This is a genomic window from Dubosiella newyorkensis (assembly GCF_001945605.1).
GTDB classification, from domain to species: domain Bacteria; phylum Bacillota_I; class Bacilli_A; order Erysipelotrichales; family Erysipelotrichaceae; genus Dubosiella; species Dubosiella newyorkensis.
Genome location: NZ_MPKA01000064.1, coordinates 1 through 17,252, shown reverse-complemented (window position 1 = coordinate 17,252; position 17,252 = coordinate 1). Strand labels below are relative to the sequence as shown.

Here is a 17,252-nt window from a genome sequence, read left to right as displayed (position 1 = left end):
AGTTATCTTATGGGTCGATATGAACCCATTTTTTGTTTTGCCAAGAGTAGATGCTGTCCGCTTTGCGAATCAGCAAAGGTCGATGCGTCGCGATCAAAAGGATTTTTTCTTGTTTGAGTCGATTCAAAGTTTCGTATACCACTTCTTCGCTCTTTTGATCCAGAGCCGATGTTGGTTCATCGAGAAGCAAAACGTCCACATCGCTCACGAGCGCCTGCATCAATGTGATTTTCTGTCGCTGGCCTCCCGATAAATTCGAACCTCCCTCTTCGATCATGGTTTCCATTTCGCAATTTTGCCAGTTGACCGATACGGCTATCTTTTTCAGTTCTTCTTCGTTTAAAGGTCTAGATGCGGCGAGTTCAATGTTTTCTCGAATGGTTCCTTGAAAAAGCACAGGGGCTTGCCCAAATAGCCGGATCTTCTTTCTTGTTTCAAAAAGTCCGCAATGAATGTGTTTTTGGCCATTCCACAAAATTGTTCCGTGTTCTGCTTGTCTCCATCCCTGGATAATATCAAGCAAAGTCGATTTTCCACTTCCTGAAAGCGCTTTTAATATCATCAGCTCTCCCTTCTTCGCAACAAGACAAACATCTCGTAAGATTGATTGGTTTCCATAGGAAAAATCGATGTGGTCCATTTGAAAAAATGTAACAGGGTCCGGAAAAGATATGGCTTTATTCTCTTTTCGCTCAGAGCTGTGCAACTCATCGAGCGTATCGAGGATCCTATGCGCATGAATGGCTGTTTTGACGAGCTCATTACGCATCGTTCCAAAGTTGGAGAACAAATTGTTCACAAACACTTGCATGGCTACGACTAGAACGATATTGCCAACCGGAAAAGCCGGATCAAGAACCGAAAAGCGCAACGTGAAGACGATCAGGATCAGTTCGCCAAGCTTTGGGAGCGTTTTTAATAGAATCTCTATTTTTGCCAACTGATTGGCTGTGGTTTGGATCTCACAGCTGCAACGATCGAACTGATCGAGCTTTAGGGATCTTAGATCCATCGCTTTGATCGTTTCCATATTGGATAAATTATCATTAAAAATCTGGTTCAACTGGTCGTTTTTGGTTTGAAGTGCAGCATGCAGATCTTCGATCGTTTTTGTGAACTTGATCGTAAAGATCGATAAAACGACGCCAAGTCCGATCGAAAGCAGAGCGATTTTCCATTGCAGCATCCAGAGAACGACCAAGGCAATCACACCAGTCAGGACTGGCTCTAGTATTTTCAAGCCAAAGCCTTGAAAGAAAAACTCGGAAAGGGACTGCGCGCAATCGTTCAGGATCCGGGTCAATGTTTCATTGAAAGAAATCGAAACATCAGCTGGATCTCTTCGATTCCATGAGCGAAGCAGTTTCCATTGAAAGCGGGCAGAAAGCTTTTCGGCAGCCCATGAATTAAGACGATATCCATATATAACCGGTACACGCAACATTATGATCACAAAAAGGACGAAGATGAATGCTCCGACCGGATCCCAAGCCATATCATTCACCTGGTCAATAGCCTTTGCAAGAAACCACGAAACAATCCATGTCGAAACAAACCAGGGCAGGGAAGCAAGGATGGCGCCCAGGATGGAAAGGCGCCAATATTTCGGGCTTTCTTTGATGAGAAGCCGGATTGTTTGCCATGACTTATTCATAGTGTTGTCCTTCCTTTGAGTCAAGAACAAGGACCTGGTCATACAAATCAAGCACGGAAGGATCATGCACAATCGAAAGAAGTGCAAGATGCGGTCTAGATGTTAGCTGTTCATGAATGGTGCGGGCAATTTTTGCGTCTACGGCGCTCGTTGCCTCATCCAAAAGCAAAATATCCGGGTCTTCGAGCAAAGATCGAATGATGGCTAGCCGCTGTTTTTCGCCACCCGACAGATCGGCAGGGATCTGATCGATCCTACCACATAGATAATCGAGATCGAATGCTTTGAGATAGGCGTGGATCTCTTGGTCGGAATGGATATGTAACGGATCGAGATTGTCGCGAAAACTAGCTTCGAACCATCCCGGACGTTGTCCGGCGTAGCTGATTTTGAGAGATTGAGATCGGGCTACTACTCCGGTATAGCGGGTATACAGGCCGGCAATACAGCGCAGAAATGTTGTTTTTCCACACCCGTTTTTTCCGGCAATAGCAATTTTTTCTTCAAAATTGACCTTTAAGGACTCATTGGCAAAGACTGGTGTTTTGTCATGATAGGCATATCCTAGATCTTTGATTTCAAGGAGTACTGTATCTTCAGGAATAGGGTATGAAATAGTTCTTTCTTTTGGCATGTTCCAGATTTGATCAAGATCGCGGTAATTGGCAAGCAGTCCGGGCAGATTGCCGAATATGGCGTCGAGTCCTTTCCATTCTTGTGCGCAGATGTTCCAAAGAAACAGCAGAGTGAAAAACCGCTCAAGAGACAGCGTATGATCGCGTACCGCAAAGACGGCCAGAACGCAAGGAAACAGGATCGCGCAGTCATTAAAGATCCGCGCCGGACTGAACGCAGACGCCAGACGTTGCATGGCTTTGGAAAAAGAGGCGATAAAATGTTCGGATGACTGATGGAACTGTTTCTTTTCAAAAGATTCCAGATCAAAAATCTGGATCGTTTTTGTGTGGGAAAGCAGTTCGTGGATACAGGAGTCCCGCCTATTACGCATAGCGATCATTTCGTTCATCGGCTTTTCACAAAATTTTCCGCCATAGATTTGTGTTATTAACATTAGTATGCATAGGACGAGAAAAACGAAGGAAAGTGCGGGCGCAAAGCAGAAGGCGGCAGCCAGCGTGATCGTTCCGATCACGACATGCCGGAAAAGATCGGGCAGGAACATGCCAAGATTGTCGGCCAGATCAAAGGTGGAGGCCTGGATCTTGTCGATGAGCTCTCCTTTGGAAAATGTTAGAAAATATTCATAGTCCATATTCAGGATGGAATGCATCATTTCATGGCGCAGTTTGGCGATCATGGCGTTGCGGTTTGTGCGGCTCAGCCAGTCCAGTATTGTTTGAAAGAGAATGGCTCCGCTCTTTGCAAGACATAATCCGGAAACGAGCATAACGGGCCATAGCGCCTCAAGCGCAATTTGATCCAAGGCCCGGGCGTATGCCAGAGAAAAAAGGATCTCGAAAAGGCCGGTCGCCAGTGCGCATAAAAGCAGTTTTACAGTTGTGTTCTGAAGCTTCATCTGCACGAGCAGATGAAAAAAAGATTGAAGATGAGAAGTTAAATTTTTGATTTCGTTTGTGATTTTCATTCCTTTTGACCTTTCTATTTACAATAGGGGGGCCAATGGATTCATGAAGAAACGCTCTTATCGAAAAAAAAGAAGGAGACACCATGAATACATTCGACCAGTTTGTGATGTTTTGTTTCATAGGGGCCTCCTTTCTATCCTGTGATAGGGATCCGTGAATAACGGTTGAATTAATATTATAATATATATTTAAAATAAGCAATAATATAAAATATAAGCAACGAATAAAAATTTAATCATTCAATGAATAAAGAGAAATCACTTTTGTGTCCAGTTTGACAAAGAAACAAAAGAGTCTATAATGAACAATGTTCACTTTGGGAGGAACTATGAATACGATTGTCACATCCAAGCAAGAAATCTTAAAACAATCCCGCTCTATCCTGCAAACAAAAGGATATCGATCTATCAGCATCCGAGCGATCGCCCAAGCCTGCCACGTTTCGATTGGATCGATCTACAACTATTTCGATTCAAAAACGGACCTTATTTCAGAGACGATCGAAAGCGTCTGGCTAGAGATCTTCCATCCTTCAAATATGGAGAGCTCGCCTAAAGACGTAGACGCTTGGATCGAATGGGTCATGCAAAGACTTGAAGAATCGCAAACTCTATATCCCGACTTTTTTCGACTACACGCGATCTACTTTGAGAAAAATGAACAAAAAGAAGGGCAGAAACATATGCACAAAATCTGGGACCATATCGAGGAAAGTCTAATAAGCGTTCTTATGAAAGATCCCAAGATCCGAAAAGACGCGTTCAATGCTTCTTTTACCCCAAAAGCATTCGCGCACACGCTCTTTTCCATGCTGCAAAGTTTAGCTTTGAGAGGCGAGTATGATCCAAAAATCGTTCTTGAAATCGTGCATCGCGTGCTTTATGACTAGGAGATGAAAAGGATGAAAGTTCAAAAAACGACTTTGTTGCTGATCGCATCGATCGTCTGGATCTTTGCCGGCTTCAATATTTTAAGGATCGGGCTTCAAGAATATCCGCCCTATATCCATTGGTACACGATCGCTTTATCGATCGTTGTCTTTTGCGTGTTTCAGTGGTTTGTGTTTGGCAAGCTCGTTCAAAAACACACCCAACGCATCTTAGACTATATTCAAGAAAAGCAATTTGTCTTAAAGTTCTTTGATGCAAAATCGTATATCATCATGGCCGTCATGATGATTGGCGGGATCATGATTCGTACATTTCATTGGCTTCCCTCCAGCTTTATCGCGGTGTTTTATACCGGACTGGGCGCTTCTTTGTTTTGGGCAGGCCTTCTTTTTGGCTGCAGCTATGGAAAAGCGATCGTACAAAAGAAAAGGAAAGGAGATCTCAAATGAGAGCAGTCTTCGAAACTAGTTTTGATATTTTGTATCTCGCGTTCGTGACGGTGATCGGGATCTTGATGATCAAAAGAAGTCGTCCACGCTCGCAATATCGTTTGTTTGGCTGGATGGCAATCGTTTTGGGTGCTGGAGACGCGTTCCATTTGATCCCGAGAGCGTACGCCTTATGCACCACGGGCCTAGAAAACTATACTGCGGCTTTAGGTGTTGGAAAATGGATCACATCGATCACGATGACGATCTTTTATGTTTTGTTGTTTGAAGTCTGGAAAAAACGGTATGGAATGAAAAAGACGCCAAAACTAAACGCGCTCGTTTATGGCTTGGCGCTAGTTCGGATCGTTCTTTGCATGTTTCCTCAAAATGAATGGCTCAACGCCCATCCGCCAATCGCCTGGGGAATCATTCGAAACGTGCCGTTTGCGCTTTTGGGAGCGGTGATCATCCTTCTATTCGCTTGGAAAGTAAAAGAAACGCGCGATCGCGCGTTTCGATGGATGGCTCTTACGATTGTATTGAGTTTCGCATTTTATATTCCGGTCGTCTTATGGGCGGAAAAGATCCCAATGATCGGGATGCTTATGATTCCTAAGACATGCGCCTATATGTGGACGATCTGGATCGGCTATGAAGCGATGAAAAAGTCGAGACTTCATTCCGTTTCTTGAAGAAAGGAGCACGCGTATTCGGCGATCCCGCGGAATAAAAAAGGCTTGATATCCTCGATCATGACGATTTCAGGCATCGCGTCACATGGGATAAAGGTGGCGATCCGCTTCTTCAATTCCTCTAAGTCGTTGATCAATGGCGCTCTTAAAACGATAATATCGGGCCCGATCAAAGAAATCGTCGGAAGCAAGGCGTTGGTCACGATTTCCTGGGTCCCAAAATCGGTTTTAGCAAGACGAGCGAGCTCATTTGAAAACTGCATGCGTGGCAAAAAGAATTTGATCTCGCCGCTGATCCCGCTTATGCCGTTGATCAGATTTTGGTGAACGACAGTTCCTTGACCGCCCATCGCTCTTCCATATGGTTGCGAATGGTAGGTCACGATCTCATGCTCCGGATGCAGGTAGGCAAAACCGAGCGCGATTGCGTTGGTGTTGTTGATCAAAGTCGTTTTGATATGGAATCGCTCTTCGATCCGCTTCTTCATCGGATAATTTTTAAGACCTCGCTGCGGGAAATCGATGATCGTCCCTTCTTTGATGATGCCAGGAACGGCCAACACGATCAAATCGACACCCTCGACTTGCCCAAGAGCGTATTGGATCAAATCGAACAAGACGACTTTTTGAAAGTTTGGTTTGATGACGACATCATCAAAAAGGACTTCGCCCTTTTTATAAATATGGATATAGACTTGGATCGAATTGCCATCATACAATTCGGCGATCGCAAGCACCGTTTCTTGATGCATAGGACAATCTAGCCTGCAGTCGCTGAACAATGAGTTCTTTTCTTGACTTTGTTGGCGATATTCCTTGAGCTGCTCTTGGATAAAGGAAAATGTGGCCCCCGTATTGTACGAGGCGAACAAAGAAGTCGGGATCTGACACACCCGTTTTTTTGGCAACGCCTTTTTAAATTTCTTTAGCATGTAACCGATCTGCGGAGCGATCAAGATCATGTCATATCCTTCCGCTCTTGAGTAAAGATCAAAATACGAAGTGGCATCGAATTCATAGTCTAGGCTTAGCTGCTTTGCGGCTTCATTCAAGCGTTGAGCAAAATAGGAAGTCGTGAACCCGGAAGAACAGCATAAAAGGATCTTGACGACTTGCTCATCTTCCATCGCTTTGAAAACCGAGACGTCTAACCGATACCAATAAACGCATAAAAAATAGGCTAAATCTGCGATAGGTATCGGGTATTTGCTAACTCTAAAAAATAGTGTAAATCAAGCAGTATTAAGGGCTGAAAATGCCCTCTCAACAAAATCGGAAGTTTGCGTCAAGACTGTAAATTTTGCGTTAACATCTGTAGAAATGCATCAAGGAAATGTCCAGTAAGATTTTTTGCATCAAACGGATTTTTATGAGAGATGCTAACTTCCATGGAACTCACAATGCTGGACGATTTCCTTCCAGTTTGGTCGGCTTCTAATCTATTCCGAAATTTGGTTTCTGGATAAGAGATGATCCTGTTTTAGACTTGCACTTCTCTCCGGTATTTCTCTTTAAGATGAATGATTTGTGACTTTTTTATGAAGAATAAATGACTGAAATATGCTTTAGGTAAAGTACATTCGTCGATTATTGCTCTTGTAAAACTTCTGAATTCCTGTATGATTGAATTGCTTAAGCAAGATACGGACTGGTCCTAAGAAAGGACAAACAATGGAACTAAATACAATCCTGGAAGGCGTAAAGCGCTGGAACCCAGAAAAGATCCTCACTGAACCAGATGAGGTCTATCCGACCCTGAGAGAGGGCGAAGTCGTTGTCGACTTCAATGACGAACTGATGATGAGCTACAGTAAAGATGGTTTTTGGCAGATTAGCTACGGGGACTGGGTTGGTGATTATGAAAACCCGCTACCAGTGATTGACTTGATTATGGGCGGATATCTGAAACCTGTTATAAATACTGATGAAATCACTAAATTAGTACTTCTGGACAATCAGAACAAAGCAGCAAAAATGGCTATTTGACTAACAAGCCAAAACAAAAGATCTGTCAGACTATTATACGGCCATGACCCTTTTCTGGAAGGATCTTATTCTTAGGAAAATCCACTCAGATTCCTATCTAACAGAAAGCAGAATTCTTACTCGAATAGTTGTGATGAATGAGTTAAAACCAATCACAACCAAAGAGGAGGAATTTATGGCAATTTATGGCTATATCCGTGTTAGTAGCATGGATCAAAACGAAGCAAGACAAGTTAATGCTCTGAGCGAACTCGGGATTGAGTCTGACCATCTGTTTATTGATAAACAATCAGGAAAGGACTTTAATCGCCCAAACTATCAAGCACTTATCAAAAAGTTGAAGCCAGGTGATGTGGTTTATGTCTATAGCATTGATAGGCTTGGCAGGAACTATGAGGAGATCCAAAAGGAATGGCGGGTCCTGACTAAAGAAAATGGCGTGGATATGGTAGTGGTTGATATGCCGTTACTCGATACAAGAACCGAAAAGAATCTGATGGGCACATTCATTGCTGACCTTGTCCTTCAGATTCTTTCTTTTGTTGCCCAGACGGAAAGAGAAGCAATAAAAAAACGGCAAGCTGAGGGGATAGCTGCCGCAAAAGCACGTGGAGTAAAATTTGGCAGACCAGAGCTCGAACTACCTCAAGAATTTGACGAGTGGGTTAAAAAATGTGAATCCCACGAGGTCACTGTTAAAGATCTTTGCCGACACTTTAGCATTAGCAAAAACACCTATTATAAGTATAAAAAAAGAAGGATTCCCTTAAAGTAGACTTTTCGGGAATCTTTTATTTTGCTTTTCATTATCTTACTAGTCCAGCAATTTGTCAATAAAAAGTTGATAATTCGGGTTTTAATCCCTTAATTGTGTTTATTTCAAACTTTAAATAAGTTCATTGGTAATGTTCAAAATAGTCTACAAAAAAAGACCTAAAGAAAGGAGGGAATGGTCGGGGATTCTAAAGGAAGGGAGAAAAATGAAAAAAGTAAACATATTGGCTTTAATTGGTTATCTTGGTTTAACTGGTTCTATACTCGCCTCCCTGCTGATGAATTTTGGTTCAGTGTCAGGAAACCTAGATGGTTGGCACGGTATGTCGTCAGGAGATGCGATTTGGTTTGCAGTCGTCGGCTTAATAGTTGTTGCTCAAGCCCTATATATACTCTTTGCTATTTCTCAAGGAAATAGACCAGGGAAGCTTTCAGGAATTGGTGTGGGTTTAATAGTTGAACTCCTAATCATCGCAATTGTTCCACCTATGATGAGAGGGAATGTAGATTCAGACATACAGTATCTGTTCCTAAGGGTCTGCGAAGGCTTTGAAAATGGAATTTATATTGATGTTATTACTGCAATATTAGGCTTAGTGGGGCTAAAAATGACCAAAGGAGCAAGTAATGTCTAGAAGTAAGTTCTCATACACTACCAGTAAAGACCCAGAAACCATCGCACAAATCATCAATAATTTTTGTCTTAGTAATGGATTTAAACAAATTGAGAGTCCCCTTGATAAGAACCCCGTTTATAAAAAAGGAACAGGTGCGCTAACTGCCATGCAGTTTCTTACGTTTGATCAAGTTGATCATGCACTCAATATTTACGGCTGGGTGCAGGTAGGAATAGGAAATGTTGGTGCAGGCGAAATGCAACTCTCTGGTTTCACTGCTTCAATACCTAAAAAAAGCTTGATTAAAAAAATTCAAGAGCTTGGAAACTTAGTCAAGTGATAGAAGGAGCAAAAAATGAAAAGGACACTTCGGCTCCTCCTACTGATAGGCATGAGCCTGAGCATTCTCGGTTGCTCAACTACCGACGAGGTTTCAATAACAAGCAGCAAAAATGAAACAGATTACTTAGTTGTAGAAAAACCAGTCGATAACATTGAGGATTACTTTGCTTTTTCAAAAATTATGCATACTTCTATGCAACCGAGCAATATCGTAGTGAACTACGGCAGACTAGGAAATTCAACGATTGTGTATACGAAAACGGGCGATGAATTTCTTTATGTTGAAGAAGATTTGATTGACAGCCCTTCAAAGCAATTTGAGTTCGCGAACAAATTATTTGATGCTGAGGAATCTATTCCCTACTCAGAGTTTACTGAGCAAACGGGAATCGAATAGCGAAATTCGTTTTTCTAGAGGATATAGAGGATAGGAGAAAGAGAATCATGGAAGGACTTTTGGTAATACTCGTCTATTCTGCTATTGCCTTTTACGTAGGCAATAAGTTTATGGTGGGTAGAATTCCCGCTCTCGAAGGTCCGGGAACCGGAAAACTTATCGCTCGATCGGCGATTGGATTTGCAGTAGGTTATGTAGCTACTTGCCTAATTATCCTTAAGTGGTTAATGACCGCAATCATACGCTTGGTTCGATAGCTAAATAAATCTGCCGTAAATGGTAATAGTGTTGTCGTTCAATAGGGAGGATTATTTAAATTCTTCCTTTGAATAAAGCTCATGAATGTTACTTAGCAAGTGAATAGTTTGTGGGCTTCAAAGTAGTTAAGCATAGAATGACTTTTGCTTAATTGCTTTTGCAAACTTAGAAAACAAGAAAGGAGAAGAACAGTATGAGTTTTCATTTTTCAAGTGAAGACTATGCAACTCTTGAATCAATGATTCAGAAAGCAGAAAAAACGCAGAATAAAACTGAATATTCGTATGACCCAGGTTTTACTGCTTATAGCTGCAGTTGCACAGCTCATAAGAAATCCTGTGGATGGGATTAATTACTAAATAAGTGAGGAGAAACATTTCTCTTCACTTTATGTTATTAGAATGGAAAAGATTATGGATAAAGATCAAAAAAAAATCATGCTCTTATTAACCGAAGAGTGTAACCTAAACTGCCTCTACTGTTACGAGCACTTTAAGAATAAAAAAAAGATGAGTTGGGAGACCGCGAAAGAAATTATTGACAGTTTTTATGGGGAGATACCTCCTGGCGAGACAGCACTGATCGAAGTTTTTGGTGGAGAGCCCTTCGCAAACTTTGCTCTCCTAAAAAAAATCGATTCCTACATCGAAGATGTTTACGGGGATCGGAATACCTATTTTGAAACTACCACCAATGGAACATTAGTCCACGGACCAGTTCAGGAATGGCTTCAAGAAAGAAAAGAGAAATATATTGTTTCTCTCAGCCTCGATGGTACGGAGGCTATGCATAACTTAAATAGACCGCTATTGTCCGGAGATGGAAGCTACAGACATATTGATAAGGACTTCTTTTTAAGGACATGGCCGGGAAAATGTCAGGCTAAATTAACCCTTTCAAAAGCCACTCTTCCACATTTGGCGGAAGGAGTAATCCATTTACATAAATTAGGATTCGTTGCAGATGCTACTCTTCCAACTGGTATTGAATGGAACTTTGAAGAGGTTGGAGAAATTTTAAACGGGGAACTCGAAAAGCTTGTCAAATTTTATACTGATAATCCGAGTTTAGATCTTTGCACTTTACTTAATTTTGACCTTCGTCTTTGGTTTGCGCATTTAAAAAATAAACATCGGTTTTGTGCTGCAGGGGAATTAACAAAATGCTTTGATACTGAAGGAAATATATTTCCCTGTCAGGGATTCGCCCCAGTTTCACTTGGTGATGAGTCAAGTAAATTTCAGAATTATGATTGTTCCAAATTAGATTTGACGTCTAATAATCCTTGTGTAGGATGCAGATTTTTTTTCCTATGCCCTAATTGTTATACTGCGAACCTAGCTACATCTGGATGTACACATTTGGTTAATCTAGGTCTGTGCTTATCATATAGGGAATGTATTTTGGCATCGGCAAAAATACAATTCAATAGGCTTAAATTAAAAAAAGTCTTTTCTGAAAACGATCGACTTGTTCTAAAAGCAATTGAGGAAATCGCTGGGACTATCGAGAGTACCGACTCCCCTTTAAAAGGTATTTGCAGTCATGTCTGTGATAGAGACAATTCCTGTTGCTAAGATATTCAGCGAATATTTTGATATTAAGATTATCACAAGAATCTCAGTAATAGATGATTTTTGGGAGCCGCCTAAATTTTCATTCGTTTATTTCATCGAAACAATCGATAATGAGCATTTCGTTATGAAATTGATTAGTGATCATACTTTTTCTCGCCAACAAAATGAAGACCAAATCGAGTTTTCTGAATATCTTCGTAGTAAGGGAGTCCCGACAGCAAGATTTTTTCCATTAATTAATTCTGATGGTAAATACTGCTATGAGACAGATTTACATCATCTATATGAGAATGCTAGGGCTTTTGTCTCTTTACAAGAATACGTTGGAAGAGACATAAAAAGTATAAATTTGATAAATATTACTGCTATTGGAAGATTGATTGGGTTGTCACATTCTTTTGGAAAATCTTTTCATAGAAAACTACCCTTGAATTTCGCACTGAGAGCTTTATATAACGGAAAAACTGAATTTGATCAAATCTGGTCTGGGATTAACACTTCGAATGAAGTATGGCAACCTCTAAGAAAAGTCCATAAAAAGTCAATTAAAACGATAATAGAAGTGATTCATAAACTTCCTTGCTCTGCCGTCCATGGAGATTTAGGATTGACAAGTAATGTTCTTATGGACTCTATGGGTACATTTAGAATTATAGACTTTAATTTATCTGGTAGATGTCCGTGCTTACTTGACTTTCTTATAACCTGGTATAGCTCACGATACCAGCAGGATTTCATTGGAGAAGTACGCTCTGTTGAAATGGCGGAACAATACAGGAACGCCTATATTTCATCATATTCAAAATATTATCGTTTAAATACTTTAGAAAAAGAAAACATAAATATCTTATCAAAATGTTTAAACGGGATTTATCTATCGAGATTTATAGCAGGATTGATAAGAGAAGGTTTGCATATTTCCGATAAATCATTAATGATCGATTTTCTGGCGAAAGGGTATACGCAAGTAGATTCATTTTTTGCTTGGAGGGATTAAATGTCATTTAGAAGAGTACCACTATTTGATCCGTTTAAATCAGTCGATTACTCAGAAACAATTGATTTTATTGGGATAAATATAAAGCAAGATTGTCCATTTATAGTGAAAACATATCTGAAACCATTAGACGACCCCTCAAATTTCCAAGATATTATAAATAAAGCAACCCTTACCCCAGAGCAATATCTTCTCTATTCTTTTTTACAAGAATTTAAGATGATTCGTTGTATTTGTATCTGTGTTGATTCTAATCAAGCTCAACGAATTTACTTTGCTCTGCAAAACCGAACAAACGCTAATATAAATAAACTGTTTTCGCTACTAAACGCCAACTTCTCACTCGATGTAGAGATGGCTAATGAATTAAAAGAAATCTCTTCTGCTTTCTCCTTAAATCCTTCTCGAAATCATTATGGCTCTTTGCACATGATAGGTTTAAAAAATGGAAAAAATGGAAATATCTTAAACTTTGAATGGTTGTTACGTAGAGGAATGGATGATTTCGATCCAGCTAAGTACGAATTGCTAGATGAATTAACTATAGAGTCAACACTTGCTTCGATAAACCTTATAGGTAGTGACTTCTGTTGTATTAAGGATACGCTAAAAGTTCTAATAGAGAGAAATAAAATTCAATTGTGGCTTCATGCTATAGATTATTCAACTAATATAAAATATAAATTATATTTTAAGGTTCTGGATAATGGCTTTCTTACCCAAGAATTGGAAAATATATTTCCCAGCCTTAAAAAGCAACTGTTGCAATTAGCTGTTTTCGAAAACGAACATAGGGATCTTATTCTTTATGGATTTGCAATAGGGATTTCGCTAGATAATGATTTTAAAGATATTACTATAAATAAATATTATATTATTTCGTAAATGGTAATTGGAAAGGAGAATTACTGAAACACTAATGAACAATGAGCAAATGATAGAGAAATATAGTCGGTTAGATCGTATTCGGATGAAAAGGCATATTCTTGTTATGGCAAATATGGTAACCGGACAGTCAACACCGTCTGAAACGGAGGAAGAGATTTTTAACAGAGTGCAAAAAGAATTTGTTTGCTCAATTATTGAGCTAGCTGTAGCTTTAGAACTTATTCGTAATGGATTAACTGAATACCAGTCAAAACTAGACCAACATTTCAAGGAAGTGTATGGGAATATCCAGTATAAATTTCCTAAAGGAGACTTATATTATGCTGCATTAGCTATACTCGGAACAGATTTAGAGATATGGGAAGATTATTTTAAAGACTGTAAACCGAGTTTCTTTAAGAGGTTTAGGGATCCCAAAAATTTTGAATTTTGGTTTAGAAACTGGATTAATTTATGCTGTGAAATAGAAGAGTATACGTTTGCAAGATATCTTGCAACTAACGTCTATAATATGTCGCAACAAGTTAAAGGACTAAACGTAGGCTTCATAAAAGATTTATCGGACTTTCTCGGGTAATTATATGGATCAAGTTATTCTTGTTAACGAAAATGATGAAATCATTGGGAGTGAAGAAAAGATTCAAGCCCATAAAAATAATCAATTGCATCGAGCGTTCTCAGTTTTTATCGTTGATTCTGAGAAACAAACAGTTCTTCTCCAAAAACGCCAAATCAGTAAATATCATTCAGGTGGATTATGGTCAAATTCTTGCTGCTCTCACCCCGATCCAAATACAAATCTAATCGATACAATTATTAAAAGGTTAAGAGAAGAATTAGGCATAAGATTTCTTGATAAGAGTTGGTTGGAAACAAGTGTATTTATTACTAATCATATCAAGCAAGTAGGAACAATCCGGTATCAACACGATTTTAGAAACTTATCTGAAAATGAAATCGACTATGTTTTTGTACTTCCTGTAGATAGTACTAATTTAGAAGTGATTCCCAACCCGGCTGAAGTATCTGAGGTCGAATGGATTGAATTTAAAGTTTTAGTTCAAACTATTGAGGAACATCCAAAGCAATTTACTGCTTGGTTTGAAAAAGTCTTTTCATGCGTTGAGCAATCAATGTTTAATACTCAATCGCCAAATTTATTGATGGATTGAAAGAAAATATGAATAACAGAGAAACACATTTATTCGTAATATTTGAAGCCCCTCTCTTAATCATAATCGGAATTCCGCTAATATTACTCATAGGTTTTATTGAGGATTTTCAAAATTTCGCATTTTTTTTGTGGTTATGTTTATGGATTTTTGGAAGTATAGCTTGTTTAATAACATTTTTATATCAAACTTGGATGATTGATACAAATGGCATCAGTTCTATTGTGAAAGTAATCGTAAGCGTTCTAGTCACTTTGGTGGCCGCCGTTTCTGTTTATTCAATAACGCAAGCAGGACTCGCTTTGCGATCACTAAAGATTTGGTCAATTTTATGCCTGTCCATGGTTATTATTACTGCTGCGATGATTGGGTTGGTATATTTAGCAAAAAGCTCCCTAAAGAAATGGAACCTACTAATTTTAATATTGTTACCTGTTGTGCTTTTGCTTGGTTTCTCTATTACAAAAACTGTTTTAACGCAGAGTTTTCAGCAATAAATTTCAGAATCATTTATTGTTGATAATCAAAAAGAATATGTTTCAACATCAGAGATTCCAGGATATTTAGCAAATGAAATTAAAGAAACGTCTATTTTCCACGGAACAACTCTTAAATGTTATTATATGCCTTCAAAAATTGCAGATTTTCCAGCAGGAACCAAGTTTGTAGGGTATAAGAACGGTTGCTTTGGAACTAAACCTGATCGAGGTTCAATACCGACTTCATTTTTATGGTTCTGGGATAAAGAAAATACAGATTTAGTTTTATTAAAAACCGAGGACGGATATTATGCTTATCTTCCGTTAAATCAATTGATAGAACAGTAAACTTAAAATATCTATTTTTATAAATTATATCGTTCGAAAAGATAGTTGAATTGAAATATGAAATCGAAGGAGAAAATTATGAAAAAAATTAAAAACGAGGATAGAAAAGAAGTCAGAATTTCTATCCCCATTATGCCATTATGTGGGCATAACTGTAGTGATGGCTGCATTTACTGGAATCCATATGATAAAGATAGTAATGGACGACAGTATTTTAGCCATTATGGGTCCTACTATTATCCCGGAGAAAGACAAGGCTGCCTTTCGTACCAGGAATAAGATGCAGTTTAATCATAATCGATGAGTTTAATAGAGATGAGATTAGATGGAATCCAATTAATGGTAGAAAATATGCCAAAAATGGTTCGCTTCTATAGGGATGTCCTAGGTTTTGAGATTACTGAGGGCGAAGACACAGGATTTGTTTATTTAGTAAAAGATCACACTCTTTTTATGCTCTATAAAAGAGAAAGCTTCGAGTTTTTAACATGTCATGAATATAATTACTGTTGCGGTATTAATGGCCATTTCGAAATATCTTTATCTGTAAATAGTTTTAAAGAAGTTGATAAGGCTTATGAAGAAGTTGTTGCTAAAGGGGCAAATGCTGTTTACCCACCAACAACTGAATTCTGGGGACAACGGACATGCGTAATTACGGATCTTGAAAATAACTTAATTGAGATAAGTGCTTGGGAAAATAATCCTTATCAAACTTCCTTTGATAAGGACGAATTTTAAATTCCTTCATAAGAGTTATATTTATACAATTTGTTTTTTACGAAAAAACAGCCCATCTGGCAAACCAGCTTTCAAAGCCAGTCTACCCGATGGGCATTTTCGTTTAGCTAGCGGAAGGTTCCGTAAGGAACGGTTGTTCTTCCGCCTTGGTTTTCACCACAAGCCATCCAGCGGCGGGTGTGGGTGGAAGCAGAGATCCAGCTGATCCAGGTGAATCCCTCCCTGACAACATAGCCGTCATAGTTGACACTCTGTCCTTTTTCATAAAACAGACCCGTATCTTTACCGGATACGGAAGGAGCCTGACGGATATGGATCTTGTTGGCAGTTACCGTAAAGGTTGCGTTCTCCCTATGGAAATCACTTGGAATGGAATTCAGTACAGCACCATTCTTGGGCTTCGGTGCAGCTTTAGGTTTTGCATCACCTTCACCTTTGATATGTTTCGGTCTGAACACACCAATGATTCCATTAACAGGAATGCGGTCAATGGAAACACGTCCTGGAACAGGTCCCTGATTCTGACCAAGGAAATAAACCGCATTCTGGCCATTATCATGGTCATAGATTGCAATATGGCTGACAGGACATGCAGGGCAATCACCCCAGATGTGGATTTAGTATTAATGGTGCATTCCTTAAACCTCTGAAAATTCAAGTGGTAGAATGTCATAAGAAGAACAATTTGAATTCCAGAATGAGGAGGAATGAAAAATGGCAAAGCAATATGACAAAGAATTTAAGGAACAGGTGATTCAGTATGTACTCGATCATCCAGACCTTGCCTACACCCAGATCGCGCAACAGTTCGGAGTCCATGACACAACAATTGGAGGATGGGTAAAAAGCTATAAAGAGCATGACGATCAGGTCGTCGTAAGAGGATCCGGCAACTATGCCAGCGATGAAGCCAAAGAGATCGCCCATCTTAAAAAGCAGCTCAGAGATACCCAGGACGCACTCAATGTATTAAAAAAAGCAATCAGTATACTCGGCAAGTAACGGCTCGTCTCCTCTATCGATCGGTCCAGGAATACAAAGAGAAACATCCCAAAGCATCGATAGCGGGTATACTGGCTATATTGGAGAAGAGCCCTTCCGGCTACTACAAGTATTTAAGATCAAAACCATCCAAGACAAAAGTCCGACGGGAAAAAACAAAAAAAGCAATCGTCAAGATCTACAACGATTCGCACCAGCTGTATGGCTCGCCCAAGATCGCAGAGATCCTGCACAAGCATGGGATCCAAGGATGCCAGAAGTATGTCTATTCGATCATGAAAGAAGCCAATATCAAACCGAAATATCTGAAACACAAGATAAAAACGACCATATCTAAAGGGAATGATCGAAAACTTCACAATCTTCTGAAAAGACAATTCAATCCAAAAGATCCCGACAG

General features: G+C 39.5%; 23 protein-coding genes. 19 read left to right on the top strand and 4 right to left on the bottom strand.

Annotation, left to right across the window (positions count from 1 at the left end; translation table 11 throughout):
• Positions 1-7: 7 nt before the first annotated feature.
• Positions 8-1,654 carry an ATP-binding cassette domain-containing protein gene (locus tag BO225_RS06140; RefSeq protein WP_076341378.1) on the bottom strand — a complete coding sequence of 549 codons (1,647 nt, stop codon included), beginning with the start codon at positions 1,652-1,654 and terminating at the stop codon, positions 8-10.
• Positions 1,647-3,260 (bottom strand): ATP-binding cassette domain-containing protein, encoded by a 1,614-nt coding sequence (locus tag BO225_RS06135; protein WP_076341377.1) that lies wholly within the window; start codon positions 3,258-3,260, stop codon positions 1,647-1,649. The genes BO225_RS06140 and BO225_RS06135 overlap by 8 nt, the downstream gene beginning before the upstream one ends.
• Positions 3,261-3,589: 329 nt before the next feature.
• On the opposite strand from BO225_RS06135, the gene BO225_RS06130 reads away from it, so the two are divergent.
• From BO225_RS06130 to BO225_RS06120, 3 genes are read left to right on the top strand one after another with little or no spacing between them, the layout of a single operon-like run.
• A complete protein-coding gene (locus BO225_RS06130) occupies positions 3,590-4,150 on the top strand; it encodes a TetR/AcrR family transcriptional regulator (protein ID WP_076341376.1) in 561 nt (186 codons plus the stop codon).
• 12 nt (positions 4,151-4,162) lie between these two features.
• A complete protein-coding gene (locus BO225_RS06125) occupies positions 4,163-4,600 on the top strand; it encodes a hypothetical protein (RefSeq protein ID WP_076341375.1) in 438 nt (145 codons plus the stop codon).
• The gene (locus BO225_RS06120) at positions 4,597-5,274 is read left to right on the top strand and encodes a hypothetical protein (protein WP_076341374.1); all 678 of its coding nucleotides are present in this window, start codon (positions 4,597-4,599) and stop codon (positions 5,272-5,274) included. The genes BO225_RS06125 and BO225_RS06120 overlap by 4 nt, the downstream gene beginning before the upstream one ends.
• Here BO225_RS06120 and BO225_RS06115 read toward each other — a convergent pair.
• Positions 5,259-6,401, bottom strand: coding sequence for an ROK family protein (locus BO225_RS06115; protein WP_076341373.1), 1,143 nt, complete (start codon positions 6,399-6,401; stop codon positions 5,259-5,261). The two genes, BO225_RS06120 and BO225_RS06115, sit on opposite strands and share 16 nt — an antisense overlap.
• A gap of 544 nt (positions 6,402-6,945) precedes the next feature.
• On the opposite strand from BO225_RS06115, the gene BO225_RS06110 reads away from it, so the two are divergent.
• The 14 genes from BO225_RS06110 to BO225_RS06050 all read left to right on the top strand — a co-directional run bounded on the left by BO225_RS06110 (position 6,946) and on the right by BO225_RS06050 (position 15,850).
• Positions 6,946-7,260 (top strand): hypothetical protein, encoded by a 315-nt coding sequence (locus BO225_RS06110; protein WP_076341372.1) that lies wholly within the window; start codon positions 6,946-6,948, stop codon positions 7,258-7,260.
• A 175-nt stretch (positions 7,261-7,435) separates the two neighbouring features.
• On the top strand, positions 7,436-8,035 hold the full coding sequence (locus BO225_RS06105; protein ID WP_076341371.1) for a recombinase family protein: 600 nt from the start codon (positions 7,436-7,438) through the stop codon (positions 8,033-8,035).
• Positions 8,036-8,240: 205 nt separating this feature from the next.
• Complete coding sequence (locus BO225_RS06100) at positions 8,241-8,669, top strand: hypothetical protein (RefSeq protein ID WP_076341370.1); 429 nt, start codon at positions 8,241-8,243, stop codon at positions 8,667-8,669.
• Entirely contained in the window at positions 8,662-8,991 is a 330-nt protein-coding gene (locus BO225_RS06095; RefSeq protein ID WP_076341369.1) for a hypothetical protein, read from the top strand. Before BO225_RS06100 ends, BO225_RS06095 begins: the two co-directional genes overlap by 8 nt.
• Positions 8,992-9,006: 15 nt before the next feature.
• Complete coding sequence (locus BO225_RS06090) at positions 9,007-9,390, top strand: hypothetical protein (protein WP_076341368.1); 384 nt, start codon at positions 9,007-9,009, stop codon at positions 9,388-9,390.
• Positions 9,391-9,841: 451 nt separating this feature from the next.
• Positions 9,842-10,000 (top strand): hypothetical protein, encoded by a 159-nt coding sequence (locus tag BO225_RS12340; RefSeq protein ID WP_158023798.1) that lies wholly within the window; start codon positions 9,842-9,844, stop codon positions 9,998-10,000.
• Positions 10,001-10,061: 61 nt separating this feature from the next.
• Entirely contained in the window at positions 10,062-11,225 is a 1,164-nt protein-coding gene (locus BO225_RS06080; RefSeq protein ID WP_158023797.1) for a radical SAM protein, read from the top strand.
• Entirely contained in the window at positions 11,194-12,222 is a 1,029-nt protein-coding gene (locus BO225_RS06075) for a phosphotransferase enzyme family protein (RefSeq protein WP_076341365.1), read from the top strand. The genes BO225_RS06080 and BO225_RS06075 overlap by 32 nt, the downstream gene beginning before the upstream one ends.
• The gene (locus BO225_RS06070; protein WP_076341364.1) at positions 12,223-13,107 is read left to right on the top strand and encodes a hypothetical protein; all 885 of its coding nucleotides are present in this window, start codon (positions 12,223-12,225) and stop codon (positions 13,105-13,107) included. It begins immediately after the preceding gene.
• Between the two features lie 106 nt (positions 13,108-13,213).
• Positions 13,214-13,687 (top strand): hypothetical protein, encoded by a 474-nt coding sequence (locus BO225_RS06065; protein WP_143356782.1) that lies wholly within the window; start codon positions 13,214-13,216, stop codon positions 13,685-13,687.
• 4 nt (positions 13,688-13,691) lie between these two features.
• Positions 13,692-14,282 carry an isopentenyl-diphosphate Delta-isomerase gene (gene idi / locus BO225_RS06060; RefSeq protein ID WP_076341362.1) on the top strand — a complete coding sequence of 197 codons (591 nt, stop codon included), beginning with the start codon at positions 13,692-13,694 and terminating at the stop codon, positions 14,280-14,282.
• 8 nt (positions 14,283-14,290) lie between these two features.
• Positions 14,291-14,779 carry a hypothetical protein gene (locus BO225_RS06055; RefSeq protein WP_076341361.1) on the top strand — a complete coding sequence of 163 codons (489 nt, stop codon included), beginning with the start codon at positions 14,291-14,293 and terminating at the stop codon, positions 14,777-14,779.
• Positions 14,780-15,187: 408 nt separating this feature from the next.
• Positions 15,188-15,388: a hypothetical protein gene (locus BO225_RS12120; protein ID WP_143356781.1), complete on the top strand. Its 201-nt coding sequence runs from the start codon at positions 15,188-15,190 to the stop codon at positions 15,386-15,388.
• Positions 15,389-15,424: 36 nt separating this feature from the next.
• Positions 15,425-15,850 (top strand): VOC family protein, encoded by a 426-nt coding sequence (locus BO225_RS06050; RefSeq protein WP_076341398.1) that lies wholly within the window; start codon positions 15,425-15,427, stop codon positions 15,848-15,850.
• Between the two features lie 107 nt (positions 15,851-15,957).
• On the opposite strand, the gene BO225_RS06045 is transcribed toward BO225_RS06050, so the two are convergent.
• Positions 15,958-16,308, bottom strand: a complete 351-nt coding sequence (locus BO225_RS06045; RefSeq protein WP_076341360.1) for an SH3 domain-containing protein — start codon at positions 16,306-16,308, stop codon at positions 15,958-15,960.
• A 256-nt stretch (positions 16,309-16,564) separates the two neighbouring features.
• On the opposite strand from BO225_RS06045, the gene BO225_RS06040 reads away from it, so the two are divergent.
• A complete protein-coding gene (locus tag BO225_RS06040; protein ID WP_076340276.1) occupies positions 16,565-16,852 on the top strand; it encodes a transposase in 288 nt (95 codons plus the stop codon).
• An 80-nt stretch (positions 16,853-16,932) separates the two neighbouring features.
• Positions 16,933-17,252 (top strand): IS3 family transposase (locus BO225_RS06035; protein ID WP_143356780.1); only part of this gene is annotated, 320 nt, incomplete at its 3' end.